At 63.0% G+C, this 19,596-nt stretch carries 19 protein-coding genes; 5 read left to right on the plus strand and 14 right to left on the minus strand.

What is annotated here, in order from left to right; translation table 11 throughout:
- Nucleotides 1-27: 27 nt before the first annotated feature.
- Nucleotides 28-1,224, plus strand: a complete 1,197-nt coding sequence (locus B0G57_RS06985; protein WP_102606945.1) for an acetyl-CoA C-acetyltransferase — start codon at nucleotides 28-30, stop codon at nucleotides 1,222-1,224.
- Nucleotides 1,225-1,297: 73 nt separating this feature from the next.
- On the opposite strand, the gene B0G57_RS06990 is transcribed toward B0G57_RS06985, so the two are convergent.
- Together B0G57_RS06990 and B0G57_RS06995 are read right to left on the minus strand one after the other, a co-directional pair.
- Nucleotides 1,298-1,468, minus strand: coding sequence for a rubredoxin (locus tag B0G57_RS06990; RefSeq protein ID WP_102606946.1), 171 nt, complete (start codon nucleotides 1,466-1,468; stop codon nucleotides 1,298-1,300).
- A 33-nt stretch (nucleotides 1,469-1,501) separates the two neighbouring features.
- Nucleotides 1,502-2,704 carry a cytochrome P450 gene (locus B0G57_RS06995; RefSeq protein WP_102606947.1) on the minus strand — a complete coding sequence of 401 codons (1,203 nt, stop codon included), beginning with the start codon at nucleotides 2,702-2,704 and terminating at the stop codon, nucleotides 1,502-1,504.
- 191 nt (nucleotides 2,705-2,895) lie between these two features.
- On the opposite strand from B0G57_RS06995, the gene B0G57_RS07000 reads away from it, so the two are divergent.
- Nucleotides 2,896-3,801, plus strand: a complete 906-nt coding sequence (locus B0G57_RS07000) for an SDR family NAD(P)-dependent oxidoreductase (RefSeq protein WP_102607103.1) — start codon at nucleotides 2,896-2,898, stop codon at nucleotides 3,799-3,801.
- Between the two features lie 110 nt (nucleotides 3,802-3,911).
- Here B0G57_RS07000 and B0G57_RS07005 read toward each other — a convergent pair whose 3' ends face one another.
- From B0G57_RS07005 to B0G57_RS07025, 5 genes are read right to left on the minus strand one after another with little or no spacing between them, the layout of a single operon-like run.
- Nucleotides 3,912-4,733 carry an HpcH/HpaI aldolase/citrate lyase family protein gene (locus B0G57_RS07005; RefSeq protein WP_102606948.1) on the minus strand — a complete coding sequence of 274 codons (822 nt, stop codon included), beginning with the start codon at nucleotides 4,731-4,733 and terminating at the stop codon, nucleotides 3,912-3,914.
- Between the two features lie 21 nt (nucleotides 4,734-4,754).
- Nucleotides 4,755-5,606, minus strand: coding sequence for an FAS1-like dehydratase domain-containing protein (locus B0G57_RS07010; RefSeq protein ID WP_102606949.1), 852 nt, complete (start codon nucleotides 5,604-5,606; stop codon nucleotides 4,755-4,757).
- A 14-nt stretch (nucleotides 5,607-5,620) separates the two neighbouring features.
- A complete protein-coding gene (locus B0G57_RS07015) occupies nucleotides 5,621-6,787 on the minus strand; it encodes a serine hydrolase domain-containing protein (protein WP_102606950.1) in 1,167 nt (388 codons plus the stop codon).
- A 20-nt stretch (nucleotides 6,788-6,807) separates the two neighbouring features.
- Nucleotides 6,808-8,409 carry a GMC family oxidoreductase gene (locus B0G57_RS07020; RefSeq protein WP_102607104.1) on the minus strand — a complete coding sequence of 534 codons (1,602 nt, stop codon included), beginning with the start codon at nucleotides 8,407-8,409 and terminating at the stop codon, nucleotides 6,808-6,810.
- Nucleotides 8,410-8,467: 58 nt separating this feature from the next.
- Nucleotides 8,468-9,712, minus strand: a complete 1,245-nt coding sequence (locus B0G57_RS07025) for a cytochrome P450 (protein ID WP_102606951.1) — start codon at nucleotides 9,710-9,712, stop codon at nucleotides 8,468-8,470.
- Between the two features lie 242 nt (nucleotides 9,713-9,954).
- Between B0G57_RS07025 and B0G57_RS07030 the strand changes: the two genes are divergently transcribed.
- The 3 genes from B0G57_RS07030 (at nucleotide 9,955) to B0G57_RS07040 (ending at nucleotide 12,319) form a co-directional block, all read left to right on the plus strand.
- The gene (locus tag B0G57_RS07030; protein ID WP_223258638.1) at nucleotides 9,955-10,608 is read left to right on the plus strand and encodes a TetR/AcrR family transcriptional regulator; all 654 of its coding nucleotides are present in this window, start codon (nucleotides 9,955-9,957) and stop codon (nucleotides 10,606-10,608) included.
- A 107-nt stretch (nucleotides 10,609-10,715) separates the two neighbouring features.
- Nucleotides 10,716-11,978: an NAD(P)/FAD-dependent oxidoreductase gene (locus B0G57_RS07035; RefSeq protein WP_102606953.1), complete on the plus strand. Its 1,263-nt coding sequence runs from the start codon at nucleotides 10,716-10,718 to the stop codon at nucleotides 11,976-11,978.
- Between the two features lie 20 nt (nucleotides 11,979-11,998).
- Nucleotides 11,999-12,319: a 2Fe-2S iron-sulfur cluster-binding protein gene (locus B0G57_RS07040; RefSeq protein WP_102606954.1), complete on the plus strand. Its 321-nt coding sequence runs from the start codon at nucleotides 11,999-12,001 to the stop codon at nucleotides 12,317-12,319.
- 108 nt (nucleotides 12,320-12,427) lie between these two features.
- On the opposite strand, the gene B0G57_RS07045 is transcribed toward B0G57_RS07040, so the two are convergent.
- The 7 genes from B0G57_RS07045 to B0G57_RS07075 are packed head-to-tail and all read right to left on the minus strand — an operon-like array spanning nucleotide 12,428 to nucleotide 19,550.
- Nucleotides 12,428-13,006: a nuclear transport factor 2 family protein gene (locus B0G57_RS07045; protein ID WP_102606955.1), complete on the minus strand. Its 579-nt coding sequence runs from the start codon at nucleotides 13,004-13,006 to the stop codon at nucleotides 12,428-12,430.
- A complete protein-coding gene (locus B0G57_RS07050) occupies nucleotides 13,003-13,917 on the minus strand; it encodes an SDR family oxidoreductase (protein ID WP_223258639.1) in 915 nt (304 codons plus the stop codon). Before B0G57_RS07050 ends, B0G57_RS07045 begins: the two co-directional genes overlap by 4 nt.
- Nucleotides 13,865-14,998, minus strand: a complete 1,134-nt coding sequence (locus tag B0G57_RS07055) for an acyl-CoA dehydrogenase family protein (protein WP_102606957.1) — start codon at nucleotides 14,996-14,998, stop codon at nucleotides 13,865-13,867. The genes B0G57_RS07050 and B0G57_RS07055 overlap by 53 nt, the downstream gene beginning before the upstream one ends.
- A gap of 2 nt (nucleotides 14,999-15,000) precedes the next feature.
- Nucleotides 15,001-16,206, minus strand: coding sequence for an acyl-CoA dehydrogenase family protein (locus B0G57_RS07060; protein WP_102606958.1), 1,206 nt, complete (start codon nucleotides 16,204-16,206; stop codon nucleotides 15,001-15,003).
- 42 nt (nucleotides 16,207-16,248) lie between these two features.
- Nucleotides 16,249-17,028: an enoyl-CoA hydratase/isomerase family protein gene (locus tag B0G57_RS07065; RefSeq protein WP_102606959.1), complete on the minus strand. Its 780-nt coding sequence runs from the start codon at nucleotides 17,026-17,028 to the stop codon at nucleotides 16,249-16,251.
- Nucleotides 17,029-17,076: 48 nt separating this feature from the next.
- Nucleotides 17,077-17,970 carry a crotonase/enoyl-CoA hydratase family protein gene (locus tag B0G57_RS07070; protein ID WP_102606960.1) on the minus strand — a complete coding sequence of 298 codons (894 nt, stop codon included), beginning with the start codon at nucleotides 17,968-17,970 and terminating at the stop codon, nucleotides 17,077-17,079.
- Nucleotides 17,971-18,014: 44 nt separating this feature from the next.
- Nucleotides 18,015-19,550 carry a class I adenylate-forming enzyme family protein gene (locus B0G57_RS07075; protein WP_102606961.1) on the minus strand — a complete coding sequence of 512 codons (1,536 nt, stop codon included), beginning with the start codon at nucleotides 19,548-19,550 and terminating at the stop codon, nucleotides 18,015-18,017.
- Nucleotides 19,551-19,596: the final 46 nt, after the last annotated feature.

The raw sequence follows: 19,596 nt of genomic DNA on the forward strand, positions 1-19,596 counted from the left end.
CCTCAGCCACTCTGCAGGGAATATCCAATGAAACGAGCAGCAATTGTCGCCCCGGTACGAACGCCTGTGGGCACCTTTGGCGGTAGCCTGCGGGGCGTGCCCGTCGAAACGCTCGGCGCGCTCGTTGCGAATGAAACGATACGCCGCTCAGGCGTCGATCCCGCGCGCATCGACGACGTCGTCTTCGCGCAATCGTACGCGAACAGCGAAACGCCTTGCGTGGGCCGCTGGATCGCACTGCAGGCCGGGCTGCCTGTCGAAGTGCCGGGCATGCAGCTGGATCGCCGCTGCGGCGGCGGCCTGCAGGCGCTCGTCACGGCCGCGATGATGGTACAGACCGGCGCCGCCGACGTGGTGCTGGCGGGCGGCGTGGAAAGCATGAGCAACATCGAGTACTACAGCACGGACATGCGCTGGGGCGCCCGCTCCGGCTCCGTTCAGTTCCATGATCGGCTCGCGCGCGGCCGTGAACGCTCGCAGCCGGAATCGCGCTTCGGCTACATCTCCGGCATGATCGAGACAGCGGAAAACCTCGCCACCGACTATGACATCAGCCGTGGGGCCGCCGACGAGTATGCATTGCGCAGCCATCAACGCGCAGCGGCGGCGTGGGAGTCGGGCAAGATGGCGGAAGAGGTCGTTTCAGTCAGCATTCCTCAGAAAAAGGGCGACCCGCTTCCTTTCGCGACGGATGAAGGGATCCGTGCTGATGCCAGCATGGAAAGCTTAGGCAAGCTCCGCGCGCTGATCTCCGGCGGTACGGTGACAGCAGGCAACTCGAGTCAGCAAAACGACGCCGCCGCCGCCTGCCTCGTGGTTGCCGAAGACCGCCTTGAAGCGCTGGGCCTCGAACCTATGGCTTGGCTCACCGGCTGGGCCGCGGCCGGGTGCGAGCCGTCACGTATGGGCATCGGCCCCGTGCCCGCGGTTCGCAAGCTGATGGCACACACGGGTCTCACACTCGATCGGATGGATCTCGTCGAGGTGAACGAAGCGTTTGCCTGCCAGGTATTGGCGGTTCTCAAAGCCTGGAACTGGAACGATATCGACCGACTCAACGTGAATGGCTCCGGCATATCGCTCGGCCACCCCATCGGTGCGACGGGCGTGCGGATCATGACGACGCTGCTGCATGAACTTGCACGTCGAAAGGGACGCTACGCGCTCGAGACCATGTGCATCGGCGGCGGTCAGGGTATCGCCGCCATCTTCGAGCGCGCCTGATCTCCGGCGACGAGGCGCACGGCTTTGCACCGTGCGCCTGTCCCAGCATTCGGACAGTCAGACCGTTAGACAGTCAGGCCTCGACCTCGATCATCACGAAATCGGCCTTGGTCGCGCCGCATTCGGGACACGCCCAGTCGTCGGGAACGTCTGCCCAGCGGGTACCCGGTGCAATGCCCTCAGCCGGAAGTCCCGCTTCCTCGTCGTAGTAAAACCCGCAAAAAATGCATTGCCATTTCTTCATGATCGTCGGTGATTGGTTGATGGTTGGGTTGAATCAGGGCGCAACGTCCCAGGCGAGCGGCAGATAAAGCATCCCGTTGACCGAGCCCGAGCCGCACCGCGGCTTGTCGCCCTCACGAATGCAAAACTCGGGAATGCGCTTGAGCCACGCCTGCAGAAAGACCTTGATCTCCGTGCGCGCGAGGAAAGAACCTGGGCAGCGATGCGGCCCATTGCCGAACGCCGCATGGATCACGGGCTTGCGCGTGAGGTCGACTGCAAGCGGATTGCTGAACTTGCGGTCGTCGAGGCCGAAAAGAGCGTTCGGTAGTTGGATCTGGTCACCCTTTTTAAACGGGATGCCCTTGTACTCCATGTCCTCTGTGATGAGCCGCGCGGTATTCGCTACGCCAAAGCGCCGGATCAACTCGTCGACGGACGAAATCATCAGATCGGGATGGTCGATGAGTTGACGCCGGTGAACCGGATTTTCGGCGAGGAAGCGTGCGATGAAACCCATCATCGAGGCGACTGTATCGAGGCCACCGAACAGCACGACGATAAACATCCCGAACATGCGCTCGGGGCTGATCGGCTTGCCGTCGATCTGCGCGTTTGCGATGAGGCTCACGAGGTCGCCGCCCGCCTCGGCCTTGCGTTTGTCCACCCACGTGGAGATATAACCGATGAGCCGGTGCTGCGATGCGTTACGCTCGTCGAGGTTGCCGCGCACCGCCCATTCGGCCCATTCGAGCAACTGTTCGCGATCGGTCATCGGAAGATCCGCGAGACGCAGGAAAATCACGATCGGCAGAATCTTGGCGAATTCCGAAACGAACTCGCATTCGCCTCGCGGAGCGAGCTTCTCGATGAGCTCGGTAGCGAGGCTGCGCACGTCGTTTTCGAGCGAGGCGATCGCCTGCGGCAGGAAAGCGGGCGTGATCAGGTTGCGGTACGCGGTGTGCTCAGGCGGGTCGAGCTCCAGCGGCACGAGCTGCGTCTCGTTGAGCCGCGGAATGTTGACACTGCGATGCGAGAAGCGCGTGTGATCCTTCTGCATGGCCTCGATGTCCTCGCCTCGTGTGGCGATCCAGTGCCCGCCGTAGTACGGCGACCAGACGATGTCGGGCCCCGCATGCAGTGTCTTCCACGCCAGATGGACGTCTTCTTGCGCGCCGGGCGGGTTCATATAGTCGAAATCCACCACGAGTTCGCGCGGAACATGGTCCGGCACGGTCCAGCCTTTCGTATCGTTCACCTAGCGTCTCCTTGTGTTCCGCCGTCTTCCGTCGGGTAAATTGTCACAACTTGGCCAGCACTTCGAGCCCGGACTTGGAGCCCCCGTTTCGAGCCCGCATCCGCCGTTCATATTATGCAACGACGTTCAGTTTTGCTATTATACCGAGGCGAGTTTTTTTACATCAACGCCTGCATCGAATGGAGACAAGCGTGAGCGATTTCGTCAAGGACAAGGTGGTAGTGGTAACGGGCGCGGGAGCCGGTATCGGGCGCGATTTCGCGCTGCAATTCGCGGCGAACGGCGCCAAGGTCGTTGTCAACGATCTCGGCCGCCATGCCGAGACCGGCGAATTCGCCGCCGCGAAGGTCGTCGCGGAGATCAAGGAAGCCGGTGGGCAAGCCGTCGCCTCGACCGATAGCGTCGCCGGATGGGATAGCGCGCAGAGGATCGTGCAGGCCGCGCTGGATACGTTCGGCCGCATTGACTGCGTCGTGAACAACGCCGGCATCGTGCGCGACCGCATGTTCTTCAACATGAGTCTCGAAGAGTGGAAGGCGGTGGTCGATGTTCATCTGAACGGCTCGTTCTTCGTTGCCCGCGCGGCCGCTCCCCATTTCAAGGCGCAAAACGGCGGCAGCTTCGTTCATATGACCTCCACATCGGGGCTGATCGGCAACATCGGGCAGGCCAACTACTCGGCAGCCAAAATGGGTATCGTCGGTCTGTCGAAGTCGATTGCCCTCGACATGGCGAAATTCAACGTACGCTCGAACTGCATCGCACCTTGGGCATGGACCGCGATGACGGCTTCGATCCCTTCCGAGACGCCCGAGCAAAAGGCACGCGTCGAGATTCTCAAGCGGATGGAGTCGCGCAAGGTTGCGCCGCTCGCCGTCTATCTCGCCTCGGATCAGGCCTCCAAAGTGTCGGGCCAGATCTTCGGTGTGCGCGCCAACGAGATCTACTTCTTCAATCAGATCCGCATGATCCGCTCGCTGCACCGCGACGGCGGCTGGACGCCCGAAGCGATTGCCGAGCAGGTCATGCCGGCGTTCGAATCGAGCTTCTTCCCGAACGTGCCGTCCATGACACTCACGCCTTGGGATCCCATCTAAGCGGATCCGGACTACACCTGCGCCATACGGCATTCGCTTTTGGCGCAGGAGTGATGCAAGCGAGAAGTTGTAAACCCCGCGCTCGTCACCACGCAAGCCGCTTCAGCCCGTTACCGCTCTACGGCGCCGCGCACGCTATCGGAAAGACCGACGATGCGTCTTGCCTTGAGCAACACCGGCAAATCCACCATCCGCCCGTCCACGGATACCGCTCCCCCCTCCGCGCGCTCATACGCCTCGACGATTCGACGCGCCATGGCAATTTCATCCGCGCTCGGGCTGAACGCAGCATTGACCGCTCCGACTTGCCGCGGATGAATGCACAGCTTGCCGCCGAAACCCAATGATCGCGCTTTCGACGCGTCCTCCGCGAGTTGTCGTGCATCGTCAAGCGCAACGGTTACGCCATCCACCGGAGACTGAATACCGGCGACACGCGAGGCCAGCACGATGCGCGAGCGCGCGTGCAGCAACGCATCCCATGAGCCGTCACAATCGAGATCGAGCTCGAAATCGACAGAGCCGAAGATAAGCCGCTCGACGCCCGGCATTCGCGCCACGTCCAACGCATTCCAAACGCCCTCGGCGGATTCGATGATCGGCAGGATCGGCTTCTTCGTTACCGCCGCAACAGCGGTCAATGCAGCGGCATTGTCGGACTTCGGCAATACAACGCCATCGATGCCGTCCAACGCCATAAGCTCGAGGTCGCGCTCAAACCAGTCCGTACCTGCGGCATTGACGCGTAGCAGTACGCGCACCGGCGATGCCGCAAAGGACCCCGCGGCTCGACCGACATGCGCACGCGCCGACGCTTTGTCTGCCGGCGCCACGGCATCCTCCAGGTCAACGATCACCGCGTCGGCGGCTGCATCGAGCGCCTTGCCGAATCGCTCAGGCTTGCTTGCCGGCACAAATAAAAAGGAACGCATAAGTCTCCAATGTGAGGACGGCTAGCTCAGAACCGCCGATGCTTCCATGCGCAACGATCCGTCACTGCCGGCGATCCACAAGCTGACCGTGCTTGGTTCCGACTCCTCTCGCTTGCCGCACACGTAGAACGGAGCGGTGTCCACTACTGGCTTGACCGCGCGGAACGAAAACGATCGCACGCGTGCATTGGGCAATTCCGATCTCACGGAGTCCATCAGAAGCGTCGCCAGAAGGGGGCCATGCACGACGAGCCCTTCATAGCCTTCCTCGTTGGTCGCATAGGGGCGATCGTAGTGAATTCGATGGCCATTCAAGGTAAGCGCCGAATAGCGAAACAACAGCACGGGATCGGGAGCGATCTCGCGTGCCCATTGCGCACCGGCAGGCGCGGCCTGGGCCGCCGGCGGCCGATCGCCGGCAGCCGGATGATCGCGATAGACGATATCCTGGCGTTCGACGATCGCGACACCGGCAGCATCGCCGATTTCATGCTTGACCTTGACGAACACGAGATCGCCGGTCCGCCCCTGCTTGTGCGTCACGCTTTCGATCAAAGAAAGACGCGCAACGCCACTACCGGCTTTGAGTGGACGAAGAAACTCGAGCTGACTGCCTGCCCACATGCGACGAGGCAAATCGACCGGAGGCAAGAAGCCCCCACGCTTCGGATGACCGTCCGGACCCACCATCGACTGACGATGAACGGGCAGAAAATAAAGCCAATGCCACAACGGAGGCAATTCATCGCCCAGGGCAGGAGGCGGATCGTCGCGGTTAAGCGTGGCGGCGAGCGCCGCCATCGGCGTGAGGGTGATCTCGTCTCGCGCTGTCTCCGTGCGACCGGTCCATTCCTGCAAATATGCGATGTCCATGGCCCTTGCTCCCATCACTCGAGGTCCAGTGCCTTGCGAATCGCCACCGCGATAGGCAGCAGCGGATCCTCTTCCGGCGTGGTCGGGTTGAACAGCTTGTTATGGCAGATCGCGACGGCAAGCCCGGTATCCGGATCGGCCCAGCCGATCGAATTGCCCTGCCCCGGATGGCATAACGCGCGCGGCGAACGCACGGCCGTCACCGGCGGATGATTTCCGCCAAACCAGAAGCCGCCGATCGTGATCGGAATCGGAAAGCCGAACATCACCGGGTCCGGCTCTTCACTGTTGGCTCGCGGCGTATTCAGCGTCGCGATGAGTTCCTTCGATAATATCCTCACGCCGTCCAGTTCGCCGCCGCATGCAAGCATCGCCCAGAAGCGCGCCTCGCTTCGTGCATTGAAGATCCCGCCAACGCCAGCCACCTCCGCGCGACGCACGTCCGGGCGCTCGAAGACTCGAGGGGTCAACGCAACCTCGTTCGGCATCGAACGCAAGAACAGCGGCGGCAGGTATTCCGGTGGAACCGGCACCATCGCATCGGTGAGGCGCGCGATGCGCGATTCGACTTCATCGGGAATGCCGATCCAGAGATCCTCGATGCCGAGCGGCCTCGCGATCTCCTCCCGAACGAAGCGGCCCAGCGAGCGCTTGTTGGGATCGGCGCGTCGAACCAGTTCGCCGACGATCCAGCCGAAAGTCATCGAAAGGTAAAGCGTCTTCGTACCCGGCTCGGCAAGCGGCTCGAGGTTCGCGATGGCACGTGTCATCCAGTGCCAATCGCACATCAGCTCCGGCGTCACGCCATCGGGCATCTGCGGCACGCATGCTCGATGAGTCAGCACGTCGCGCACGGTGGTTTTCTCCTTGCCGTGCGCGCCGTATTCGGGCCAGTAGCGCGTCACTGGCGCGCCGTATTCGATGAGCCCACGATCTGCCAGGATGTGCAGTGCTGTGGCCGCAACGGCTTTCGTCACCGAGTAGACGTTAAAAAGCGTGTCGCCATCGACAAGGCGGCCGGTGACCGGATCGGCCACGCCGCTCCATGCGTCGATCACGAGCTTGCCGTTCAGATAGGCCGCCACCTGCACGCCGATTTCGCCGCCTTCCCGCGTGGCCCGGTCAAGTGCCTCTTGAACGATCGCATTTTGCTCGGTGGAAGCTTGGACTGCCAGGTTCATATCTGTGTCTCCAAAACGGTTCACCGCGCGTCCTCCAGGATCAGATCGGCGGCGCGCCAAGCCATTGCCATCATGGGGCCATTGGTATTGCCGGAAATCATCGTCGGCGTGACGGAAAGATCCATCACGCGCAGTCCTTCGACGCCCCGCACCCGCAGCCGCGAGTCCAGCACCGCCAGCCGGTCCGAGCCCATCTTGCAGGTGCCGCAAGCGTGAAAACCGGATTGACCTTCGCGCCGAAAGAGATCGAGTATTTCGTCATCGGTCTGGACCGCGGCGCCCGGGCGCGTCTCGCCGGCCACCAGGCTCGCGAGCGGCTCTGCCGACAGCAGACCGCGCATGAGCCTGAACGAATTGACGGACAGTTGCCGGTCGTACGGATCCGCAAGGTAGTTCGCGACGACCTCGGGCGGCACCTGCCGGTCCGCCGATCGGATCTTCACGTACCCCTCGCTACGCGGACGCAGCGGATAGCTGAAGAGCTGCATGCCCGGAAACGCTTCAAAAGCGTAGCCCGCCGCGCCGAAATCCATCGAGAAAGGCGCCATCATCAGTTGAACATCGGGGCGGGTCGCATCCGGCGCCGTTTTGATGAACCCGCCTACCGGATAGGAGCCAAGCGACATCACGCCGCGGCGGAACAGCGCGTATTGCATCGCATTGCGCCATAGACGCATGCCGCCGAACTGCCGGTTCTGCGAATCGCGCCAATGCTTCAGGCGCGCCTGAAGCATGTACAGATAGTGTTCACGCAGGTTCAATCCGACGCCAGGGCTCGCCGCGACGACTGGAACGCCAAGCGACTGTAGATGGTCGGCGTCGCCGATACCCGACAGTTGCAAAAGGCGCGGCGACTCGATTGCGCCGGCCGAGAGCACGACCTCGCGGCGCGCCCGGTAAGCGACTTGCTGCCCGGCGCGATTGCATTGCACGCCGAGTGCACGCGTACCCGCGAACGTGATGCGCGTAACTTCCGCCCCCGTAGTCACCGTCAGGTTCTTGCGTGCCCGCGCGGGCTTGAGAAACGCTTCGGCCGAGCTTTGCCGCTTGCCGTTGCGGATTGTGTAGATCAGGTAAGCCACGCCCTCGTGATCGAGCCGGTTGATATCCTCGACCCGTCGTACGCCGAGCGATCGGCACGCCTCGAGGACGGCGTCGCCGATACGGTTGCGCTGCGCGTGCAGCGACACCTTGAGCGGGCCGCCCGCGCCCCGCAAGTCATCGGCGCCGAGCGCATGATCTTCGATCCGCCGAAAGCATGGCGCCAGGTCCTGCCAGCCCCAGCCTTTGACGCCGAGTGCGGCCCATCCGTCGTAGTCCTCGGGATGTCCGCGCATATACACCATGCCGTTGATGCTGCTCGAGCCACCGAGCATCTTGCCGCGCAGCCAGATTTCGTTGCGGTGTCCGTTGCCGTAGTCGGGCTGCACGGGAATGAACCAGGCGTGGGCCGGATCGCCCAGCAGCTTGCCGAAGCCTTTGGGCATCCTGATCAGCGGATGGCGGTCCTCGGGCCCTGCTTCGATGAGCAGCACCGTATGGCGCCCGCTCTCCGAAAGACGATTGGCGAGCACGCAACCGGCCGCGCCCGCGCCCACGACGATATAGTCGAATTCGGTCATCAATGCGGTCTCCACCGTCGTTGTTGGCCGATCTCGCTCGAAATCGGCACCGTTCTCATCAGCCGAAGACGACGGGAATCGCGTGCGGAACACGCATCATGATGCCGTTGATCTGAGGTGCCGGCGCGGCCGGATCGAGACGAAGATTGGGCAAGCGGTCGAGAATTGCATTGAGCGCACGCGTCATCTCAACGCGCGCAAGATGCTGGCCGATGCACACGTGCGGCCCATAGGCAAACGCAAAATGGCGATGGGCGGGCTTGCGGTAGATATCGAACTTGTCCGGATCGGGAAAGCGGCGAGGGTCGCGGTTTGCGCTGCCCGCCACGACGTCGAGAAATGCCCCCGCCGGAATATCGACTCCGCCCAGCGTGACGTCACGCGTGGCCATGCGCGACTGCATCAGCACGGGGCCATCCCAGCGCAGCGCTTCTTCGATCGCCGGTGCAACGAGCGAGCGATCCTGGCGGACCGCTTCGAGCTGCGCGGGCTCGCGCAACAGGGCAAGGAGCAGCACACTGGTCGCGCGGTAAGTGGTATCGCCGCCCGCATTCACTAGTTGGCGAAGGAATGAAATGACGACTTCATCGGGCAGCCGCTCGCCCTCCGCTTCCGCGGTAGCCAGCGAACTCACGAGATCGTCGCCCGGATTGCTGCGACGCTCCTCGACGAGCCGCGCGAAATAGGCGCCAAGCTTAGTCGACGCCTCCACGCCGTGCTCGACGTCGATCGACACGAGCGTCTGTGCGATTGCCAGCTTGTGAAAGACCTTCACGTCTTCCGGCGGCAACGCCAGCTGCCGGTAGATGATGTTGAACGGATAGTGCAGGGTGAACTCGTTGACGAGATCCGCCTGTCCTCGATCGACGAACTTCGACATCAGCTCGCTCACGACTGGATCGACCAGTGTATCGCCCCACGCCGCGACGGTGTGCGGCAAAAAGGCCTTCTGGAAAATGCGGCGGTAACGCGGGTGCTCAGGCGCGTCCATCGTAGAGATGCTGCGTCCGAAGCTGATGCCGAGATTGCGCTCGTAAGATTTGTTCGAGAACGTGGCAGGGTCGCCCAGTACCTGTGCGACTTCGTCGTACCCGAATACCGAGTAGTGCGCGACATCGGACATCGTCAGGTCCGCCGCCCCGCCCATCAGCACACGATAGTCGCCTTGCTGCACCGTGGCCTTCTCGCGCAGCTCGGCAATGCGCGGATACGGGTCCGCATCGGCGCCATACGCGAGCGAATCTTCGAAAAACGGGTTGAACGTGGAATCGTCGAAGTCCTCGAGTCGCAGCGCGAGAGCCATGGTTCGTGTCTCCATCAGTCGTTCGTTAGCAAGCACCCCCGGCTTCGCTCGGCAGTGCCAATAATTGAACTATGTTCGAATTTGCACGTTTGTGCAAGAAGGTTTTATCATGCGCTTGAACGTAACCCGCGTCCTTTCCTGTTCGCGCCCCCCATGAAGAGGAAACCATGCCGTCCACGAACACGCGCGCCGCTCGTCGCCCGGCGACCGCCATCGAGGAGCCGCGCGCTTCGACACGGAGCATGACGCCCGAGCGCATTCTCGACACAGCCGAGAGGCTCTTCGCGATGCACGGCTACTTCGGCACGTCGATTCGCGACATCATGCAGACCTGCGGCATTGAGCTGAGCCTCGCGCGGTACCACTTTGGGAGCAAGGACGCCCTGTTCCAGCGGGCGATCGGCCGCCGCGCGGCCGTGATCAGCCAGCAGGTGATCGAATCGCTCGACGCCGCGCTCGCGGCGTCGCATGGCGAGCGGCCCCATGTCGAGGCCATTGTGATCGCGCTTTGCGCGCCGGCCTTTGCGCATCTGAAAAGCGGCGACCCCGGGTGGCGAAATTACCTGCGTCTGCTGACCCAGATTGGCTGCCTTCTGGAGCGCCCCGACCTCACTGCACCGTTCTATGACCAGTACGGGCCAGCCGCCGCGCGCTACCGTGACGCCTTCGCCAAGGCCCTTCCCGGCGCGACGCGGGAAACCGTCGAACTGGTGCAGCATTTCGTCGAATCCGTGTTCCATCTGGTGCTCAACGAGCTGTACGCGCAGGAAGCACGTTCCGGAACGCGCGCACTCGCCGCGTCGCATATCGAGCGCATGCGCACCTACTTGATCCGCTTCGCGGTTGGCGGCATCGAGGCGATGGTCGGCTCCGGATCAGCTCGACCGGGTTCCTGAGCATTGACAGCGGCGGCGACGGTCGTTCAAAATATAGAACATCATTCATAACAACTGAGAACCATGGTGTGTCGTGCCCATGGTCGTGCGAGACGGAGTTCCGCTTCATGACAGATGAAGACGCAGAAAACACCGCGCTGATCATTGGCGCGGGGCACGCGGCCGGCGAATGCGCGACCGCAATCCGCGAGCAAGGATGGGCGGGCCGCATCGTCATGGTGGGAGAAGAACCGCATTTGCCATATCAGCGCCCGCCGCTGTCTAAGGCATTCTTGTCGGGCGAGTCGACCGTCGAGCAGCTTTATTTGAAACCGCAGGCGACTTACGACAAGGCGCGGGTCGAGTTCATCCCTAACACGCGCGCGCAGTGCATAGACCGTGCCGCCAAGCGGGTGACGCTCTCCAACGGCAGCGAAATCGGCTACACGAAGCTCGTGCTCGCGACGGGCGGCCGGGCACGGCGGCTGGCCTTGCCGGATATCGAAGCCATCGAGAAGCTGCAAAACTTTCACTACCTTCGTACGCTCGATCACGTCTCCCGCATCCGGAGCCAGTTCCATGCCGGCTCACGCCTGGTGATCATCGGCGGCGGATACATCGGCCTGGAAGTGGCCGCCGTCGCCGTGAAGCGCGGCCTTCAGGTCACCGTGCTCGAAGCATTGCCGCGCGTGCTCGCGCGCGTGACGGCGCCCGAGCTTTCCGCTTTCTACGAGAAGGTGCACCGCGAGGCGGGTGTCGACATCCGCACGAATGCGATCGTGAGCGGATTCGAACTCGACGCGTCCGGCGACGCCGTGGCTGCGGTGCGCTGCGCGGACGGCACGCGCGTCGCCGCGGACCTGGTGATCGTCGGCGTGGGACTGGAACCTGCCACCGAGCTCGCGCAGCAAGCGGGTCTCGCCGTCGACAACGGCATTGTGGTCGACGAACACACGCGCACTTCCGATCCGGATATCTTCGCCGTCGGAGACTGCACGAATCACCCCAACCCATCGCTCGGCCGCCGTTTGCGTCTCGAATCGGTGCCCAATGCGCTGGAGCAGGCACGCACCGCGGCTGCGTCGTTGTGCGGCAAGGAGCGTGTTTACAACACCGTGCCGTGGTTCTGGTCCGATCAATACGATCTCAAGCTGAAGATGGTCGGCTTGTCCCAGGGCTATGACGAATTCGTCTTGCGCGGCAGTCCCGAAACCCGCTCTTTCTCGGCGTTTTATCTCAAGGACGGCGTGATGCTGGCCGCCGATACCGTGAGCCGCGCGCCGGAATTCATGCTGGCCAAGCGGTTCGTCGCCGAGAAAATTCCGGTCCGCGCGGCCGATCTCGCCGACGAATCGATTCCGTTGAAGAGTCTGCTGCCCCAGTCCAACTAACTTCCAAAGAGTCACAAGCCATGCCGCTCATTCGATTCATACAGCCGGACGGGAACGAAGCCAGCGTGACCGCCAACGTCGGCGATTCAGTCATGCAAACCGCCGTGAATAACCAGATCCCCGGCATTCTCGGCGATTGCGGCGGCAGTTGCAGTTGCGCGACCTGTCACGCCTATGTCGACGAGGCGTGGGCCGGTCATATGCCGGCGGCCGAACCCTATGAGCTCGACATGCTCACCTGCGCGATGGACGTGCGCGAGAATAGCCGCCTGACGTGCCAGGTCTTCGTGACGCCGGAACTGGATGGGCTAGTGGTGCGTCTTCCCGGTTCGACCGCATAGAACGGCGGGCGCGCGCGCCGTTCCGAAGGCTTCAGCGCGGCTGAGCTGTCAACGCCGTTGCCGATCGAAGGCGGATCGGACAGCGTCGTTGACAAGCGAATAAACCCGCTACGGCGTGGTCGTCAATGCATCGATCGCGCGCTGCTCGCTCGCGCTCCAGAAGGTCGTCCACGTCGGAAAGCGGTGCGGAAGACGCGGCTGGTAGCGCTCGCCCTCATACTTGCCCGGCCAGTTTTGGAAGCGCGGCGCGCCAGGACGAGCCAGCCAGTCGGTCGAATACCAGTGCTGCTCGTCGCGCCGCTCGAAGTACCACTGCCCATCGCGGCGCACATAGTGATCGAAGTAGCAGATCGCCATCACCACCCAGGCGCCGTTGTCCTCATGCTCCGCCCGGCAATAGACGCTGCCGGTGGCGCGGTCGGCATCGATGAACTCGATCGCATGACCGCAGATCTGATGGATGCTGCGATAGAAGCTGCGCAGGATGTGTTCGGAACTATAGAAGGCCTTAAGCGCCGCGCGTCCGACGCCCCATCGGCCGCAATTGACGTCCTCGGTAAACAACTGCACGAGGCTGTCGACGTCCCGCGAATCGACGGCGAGCGCGTATCGCATCGGCAGTTGTTGAATCGCGAGCTGGGCCTCGATGCGCTCGATCCGAGCAATCAGTCCGGGATCGGTCGTCATGCGTGCCCCTCCGTGTTGCTAACGGCGGCCGCGGCTGAACGCGCACGGATTTCGTCCGCATAGTAGGGCTGGTGCGAAAGCAGTCCGCCATCGACGTTGAACACCTGGCCCGTGACGAATGCCGCCTCGTCCGACGCGAGATAGACCACCGCATGGGCAATGTCTTCGGGCTGTCCCAGGCGCGGCGTGAGATGGTGGCTCAGCATCATCTCGCCGGTTTCCCCCGCAAAGTACGCGCGGGTGACCGGCGTCACGATCAGGCCCGGCGCGATCGCGTTGCAGCGTATGCCCTCCTTGCCGTGTTGCGTGGCGATGTAGCGCGTCAGCGCCTCGATGCCGGCCTTGCAGACGCCGTAGGCGCTGTATCCGAGCGCGCCAGCTTGGGCCGCGCCTGACGACGTGTTGATGATCGATCCGCCGCCGCGAGCGCGCATGAGCGGCAACGCACGGCGCGCCGCGAGCATCGTGCCGCGCAGGTTGATCCGCATCGTGTCGTCCCACACCCCGACGTCCACAGCTTCGACCGCCGCATCGACGGTAGTGGAGAGCGACGTAGCGGCGGCATTGTTGTGCAGGATGTCGAGCCCGCCCCAGGTCCTCAGCGTGAGATCGAACAGTGCCTCGATGGAGTTTTCGTCGCCGATGTCGACTTGCGCGGCCACCGCTTTTCCCCCCGCGTCCCTGATGCGGCCGGCCTGTGCCTGCGCGCCTTCCAGATTGAGATCGGCGACCACCAGCAGTGCGCCCTCGTCCGCAAGCATCGCGGCACATGCGGCGCCGATGCCGGACGCGGCCCCGGTCACGATCGCTATTTTGTCCTTGACACGCTCCACGTCCGTTTCGCTCCGTATCAGATTGTTATCGAGTCCGGCTGCTTGCCGCCAACCGGCCCAGATGGAAGTCGATGTCACCGAACATCTTTTCCATCATCGTCATCTTGCGGAAATAGTGGCCAACGGGATATTCCTCGGTGAGCCCCATGCCGCCGTGCAACTGGATTCCTTGCGCGCAGACGAAACGGTTCGCGCGTCCGGCAACCGCCTTGGCCGCGGAGACGACACGGCCGCGTTCATCCGCCGGCCGGTCGAGATGAGCAATGCCGCAATAGAGCATCGAGCGCGCTTCCTGCGTCGCCACGAACATCTCCGCCATGCGGTGCTGCAATGCCTGAAACTTGCCGATCGGTTGTCCGAACTGCGAACGCCCCTTGATATATTCGGACGTGATAGCCATCACGGCTTCCATCATGCCGAGGCTCTCGGCAACGCTCGCGAGGATGGCTAACTGCGTCGCCTCTGTGAGCACCTCGAGCGCGCGCTCCGGCCCGACGATCAGCGCATCGTCGCCCACCTCGACATTGCGCAGGTCGATATCGGCGGCGCGCGATCCGTCGAGCAGACGGTACGGCCGGCACGTCACACCGGCGGCGCGACGCTCGAGAAGGAAGACCCCCGCGCCTGGCGGCATGCCTTCGATTTGCGCGGTAACGAGTAGATGGTCGGCCGATGCGCCGGCGACAACCAGCGTCTTGGCCCCGTTGATCAGATAACCGGAGCCCGCCTTGCGCGCGTGGGTCTGCGCATGGCAGCCCACCTTGTAACGACTACCCGCTTCGCTATCCGCGAGAGAAAGCAGCAATTGTCCTTCGATCACCGCGGGTAGCAGCGCCTCCCGTTGTTCCTTCGCATCGCCGCGCTCGAGAATCGTTGCGCATAGCAGTGCCGTTTGCGCGACCGGCTCGAGCACCATCGCGCGCCCGAACGCCTCCATCAGGATCGCCATTTCCACAAACGAGCAGCCGAGCCCGCCGACGTCTTCCGGCAAGGTGAGCCCGAGCCAGCCAAGCTCGGCGTAGTCGCGCCAACGCTCGCGGCTGAAACCTTCTTCGCTCGCAGCGATCCGCCGTCGCGCTTCGAATCCATACTCCTGCTGGAGGTAGCGATCCACGCCATCCTTCAGCATTGATTGTTCTTCGGAAAAATTGAAGTCCATGGCTAGAGTCCGAATGCCAGCTTCGCAATGATGTTCTTCTGCACTTCGCGCGTACCGCCATAGACCGTGGATGCGCGCGCGATGAGGTAACCCGACGCTCGGCCGCCCACGTAGTCCGGCCAGTTGGGATCGACAGGCAAGCCTCCGCCGTCGTCGTCACCGTGATCGTCAAAGCGCATGGCGCGCGGCCCGAGCGCGTCGATTTGCAGTTGCGTCACCCGCTGTTGCATCTCGGAACCGCAAACCTTCAGCGCGGAGACGACGGCATCGAGATTGCGCTCGCTCTTTTCCTCCGCGAGGATACGTAGCACGGACCATTCGAGCGCCATCAGGTCGGCCTCGACCTCTGCGATCTTGCGCGCGAATTCAGGCGTATCGATGAGCGGGACACCGTCCACGGTTTCCTTGGCCGCGATATCCTTCGCGCGCTGCAGCTCGCGCTTGTTGAAGTACAGGAATGCGCTGGTCGTGCGCTCCTTTTCGAGCAGGTACTTCGCATACGTCCAGCCCATGCCGGCCTCGCCGACGAGATGCGACTTCGGCACACGCACGTTCTCGAGGAACACCTCGTTCAAGCCCCGGCCGCCCTCGATCGAAACGATCGGGCGCACGGTGATGCCGGGCGTGTCCATCCTGACGAGCAGGAACGAAATGCCCCGCTGCGGCTTGACTGTCGTATCGGTTTTGACGAGAAAGAAGCCCCAATCGGCGATCGTGGCGTCGCTGGTCCAGATCTTCTGACCGTTGACGACGTACTCATCTCCGTCGAGAACGGCCGTGGTCCGCAAGCCGGCCAGATCGGAGCCTGCGTTAGGCTCGGAAAAGCCCTGGCACCAGAACTCGTCGCCGCGCAAAATCGGCTGCAGAAAACGCTGCTTCTGCCAATCCGAGCCAAACGCGATGATGACGGGCGCGACCATCTGCGTGGACTGCCAGCCGTAATCCATGGCGTCGGCGTGATACAGCTCTTCCATGAAAATGTGCTTGCGAAGCGCGCTCCAGCCGGTGCCGCCATGCTCGAGCGGCCAATGCGGCGCGCCCCAGCCGCGTTCGTACAGAATGCGTTGCCACCTGCGGATATCCTCGCGCGCCGGGGGATGCACGCCGACACGCCACCGGCGGGAAATGTCGGCAGGCGCATGTTCCTTGAAGAACTGTCTGACTTCCTGACGAAACGCTTCGTCTTCCTGACTATATTCGAAATGCACGGCTTGGCTCCTGAGGCTTTTTCGCGCGGGCGCACCCGCCTGTCATCGACCCTTGAAAGCCGGTGCGCGCTTCTCTCTCGCAGCCAGCCTGCCTTCCGCCGCGTCCTCCGAATTCACGGCGAGTGCGACCGCGTTGAGCTCTTGGGCGAGAAAATCTTCCATATTGCCGGTGTTCAACCGGAACAGCTGCTTCGTCAAGCCGAGCGAAAAGGTCGGCCCCGCGGCAAGCTCGCCGGCCAGTCTTAGCGCAGCGACATCGAGATTTTCGTCTTCGACAAGATGGCTTGCGAGGCCCATATCGAGCGCTTCCTTGCCGGTCAGCTTGCGATTCAGATACATGATTTCCTTGGCGCGAAATTCGCCGCAATGACGCGCGAGCAGATGCACCATGCCGCCTTCGGGCAACGTGGCGCGCATCAGGAATGCGGGAATGAACTGCGCCGTATCGGAAACGATCAGCTGGTCCGCGCACAGCGCGAAGCTCCATGCGATTCCCACGGCAACGCCGCGCACTGCCGCAACCATCGGCTTGTCGAGGTTATAGAGCCGCAGCGCGATCTTCTGATACACGGCCATCGAAGCGCGCGCATGCGACACGCTCATCGGCGGCGGCGCGGCCCCGCTGCCTTTGATGTCGGCGCCAGCGCAAAAAGCGCGGCCCGCGCCAGTCAGGATCACCGCGCGAATCTCGGGATCACGGTCGATGCGATCAAGGTGGCCGAGAATCAGCTCGAGCATCTCCGGCGTCAGTGCATTGAGCTTCTCAGGCCGGTTCAGGCACAGCGTCGCAACCGCGCCGTTCAATGTGAGTTCAACGTCCATGATGTTCCGATCTACATTTGGGTTTGATTCGTCGCATCGACGGACGGGTCAGCTTCCGCGAGCATGCAGGCGGATCATGCCATCGCCGAAGGGCTCGTCGCGGCGCTTGAGCGCTTCCTTGAGGCCCATCGCTTCCATGTCCGCCTTGAACTGCGCGCGGCGCGGCCCCTGACTTTGGTGCGCCCGCGCGTCGTTCTCCACGGCAAGCCGCTGAAGCGTGCGCGAACCGGCCAGCTCGAGCCCGAGGTTGACGATGCGCTTGTTCGCCGCCAGCAGGTCGGCATCGACAAACGATAGCCGGCGCGCCAGCTCGCCCACTTCCGCTTCCAGTTGCTCCGCGGGCACGGCGTCCATGACGAGACCGATCTTCGCCGCATCGCGGCCCGTGAGCGAGTCACCGGATAGCAGCAGACGCTTCGCCCATTGCGGACCGACGTGATAGAACCACATCTGCGCGGGCGGCGACCCGTTCGCGCGCGTGGCGGGAAAGCCGATTCTCGCGTCGTCGGCGGCGATCACCATATCGCACGCGAGCGCGAGATCGGTGCCGCCGGCAAGACAATTGCCATGGACCTGCGCGATGATCGGCTTGTGAATTTCGGCCATCAGATTGACCGTTTCGGCTTGGCGCTCCATTGACCAGCAGTCGTCGTCGAAGCTGCGACTCGTGCCGCGATAGTCACCCGGGTCGACGGCTTCCGCCGCCCGATCCGAATACGTCGTCACGAGATCGTAGCCCGCGCAGAAGTCTCGCCCCGCTCCCGACAGCACGATCACGTTGACCGACTTCAGATCGTCGGCTTCGAGCAATGCCGCCTTGAGTTCCTGCAGAAGCGGATTGTTGATGGCGTTGCGCTTGTCCGGGCGATTCAGCGTGATGCGCGCGATACGCTCGGCCACTTCGAACTGCACACACTCCGCACTCTTGAGCCATTTGGCCATGATCGATTCTCTCTCAATAACGCCAGGGCGATTGCATTACGGCTTCACTGGGCAAACTGCTTGCGCAGCATCACCTTGCTGATCTTGCCGGTCGGCAACCTCGGCAGTTCATCGACGAAAGCGATGGTTTTCGGACATTTGTAGCTGGCAATGCGGTCGCGGCAGAACTGGATCAGCTCAGCTTCAGTCGCATGCTCGCCGCGGCGCAGCACCACGACCGCCTTGACGCACTCGCCCCACTTTTCGTGCGGCACGCCGATCACGGCCACGTCGACGACCGCGGGGTGCTGTCCCAGCGCATCCTCGACTTCACGGCTGTAGATGTTCTCGCCGCCGGAAATGATCATGTCCTTCTTGCGGTCGACGAGGAAGATATAACCGTCTTTGTCCTGGTAGCCCATGTCACCCGAGCGGTACCAGCCGTCGCGCAGCGCTTCCACCGTGGCGACGCTGTTGTTCCAGTAGCCGCTCAACTGCGTTTGCGAGCGCAGCCAGACTTCGCCGGTCTGGCCTTGCGGCAAATCGTGGCCGTGGTCGTCGACGATGCGCAGTTCGATGCCGGGACAAGGCCGACCCACGGAAGCAAGGCGGCGCACCTCGTCCGGAGAGCCATGCGGCTTGACCTCGTGTGCGGGCAGCCAGCACGCGTTGCTTTCGGTCATGCCGTACTGCACCGAAAACACGGGGCCGAGCACCTCGATCCCGCGTGCAAGCAGCGGCGGCGGCACGGGCGCCGCCGCCGTCACGATGTTCTCGACGCTCGATACGTCGTAGCTCGACAGCTCAGGCACGTCGAGCACCGCCTGCAGCATGGCGGCCACCATGAACGTGAACGTGATGCGCTCTTGCGCGATCGTCTCGAGCATCTGCTTCGGCTCGAAGCCTCGATGAACGACCGTGGTGCCGCCCATCCACGCCACCGCGTTGACGAATCCGATGCCCCCAACATGGAATGCGGGCGTCGTTTGCAGCACGCGGGACTTGCCCGAGAACTCCGTGACGAGCGCGCAGCTTTCCGCGGTGACGCACATGGCGTGGTGCGTACGAACGACGCCCTTGGGACGCCCAGTAGTCCCGCTCGTGTACATGAGGTATGCGTAGTCTTCCGGATTCGAGCGCATCGGTGGCCCTTCCGCCGGGCCATCCTCCATCACCGCCTCGAACGCCACGGCCCAATCCGGGGGCGTATCGCCGATACAGATGTACTGCTCGATATTGGGAAGCTGCGAACGCAGCCCATTCACGACATCGGCATACTGTGCCTCGAAGACGATCGCTTTAGGCGCCGCATCCTTCAGGATGTAAAGAATCTCCGCCGGCGCGAGCCGAAAATTGACGGTTGCAAGAATGAAGCCGGCCCACTCGCACGCGCGATAAGCCTCGTAATACTCCGCGCAGTTCATCGCGAGGATCGCGACCCGGTCCTGGCGCCGCAGACCACGCCCGTAGAGCGCCCCCGAAAAACGGCGCGCGCGTTCCGCCAGCTGACCGTGAGTCAACCGGCGCTCGCCGTATACGAGCGCCGTATGATCGGTATGCAAGCGAGCGTTTCGCTCGATCATCTCGCCAAGGGTTCTCATCTCAGCCTCCGCCGGGCCGCCCCAAGGAGGCTGAGCGCCCCCTCGG

Origin of the sequence: Trinickia symbiotica (assembly GCF_002934455.1) — a bacterium.
GTDB classification, from domain to species: Bacteria; Pseudomonadota; Gammaproteobacteria; order Burkholderiales; family Burkholderiaceae; genus Trinickia; species Trinickia symbiotica.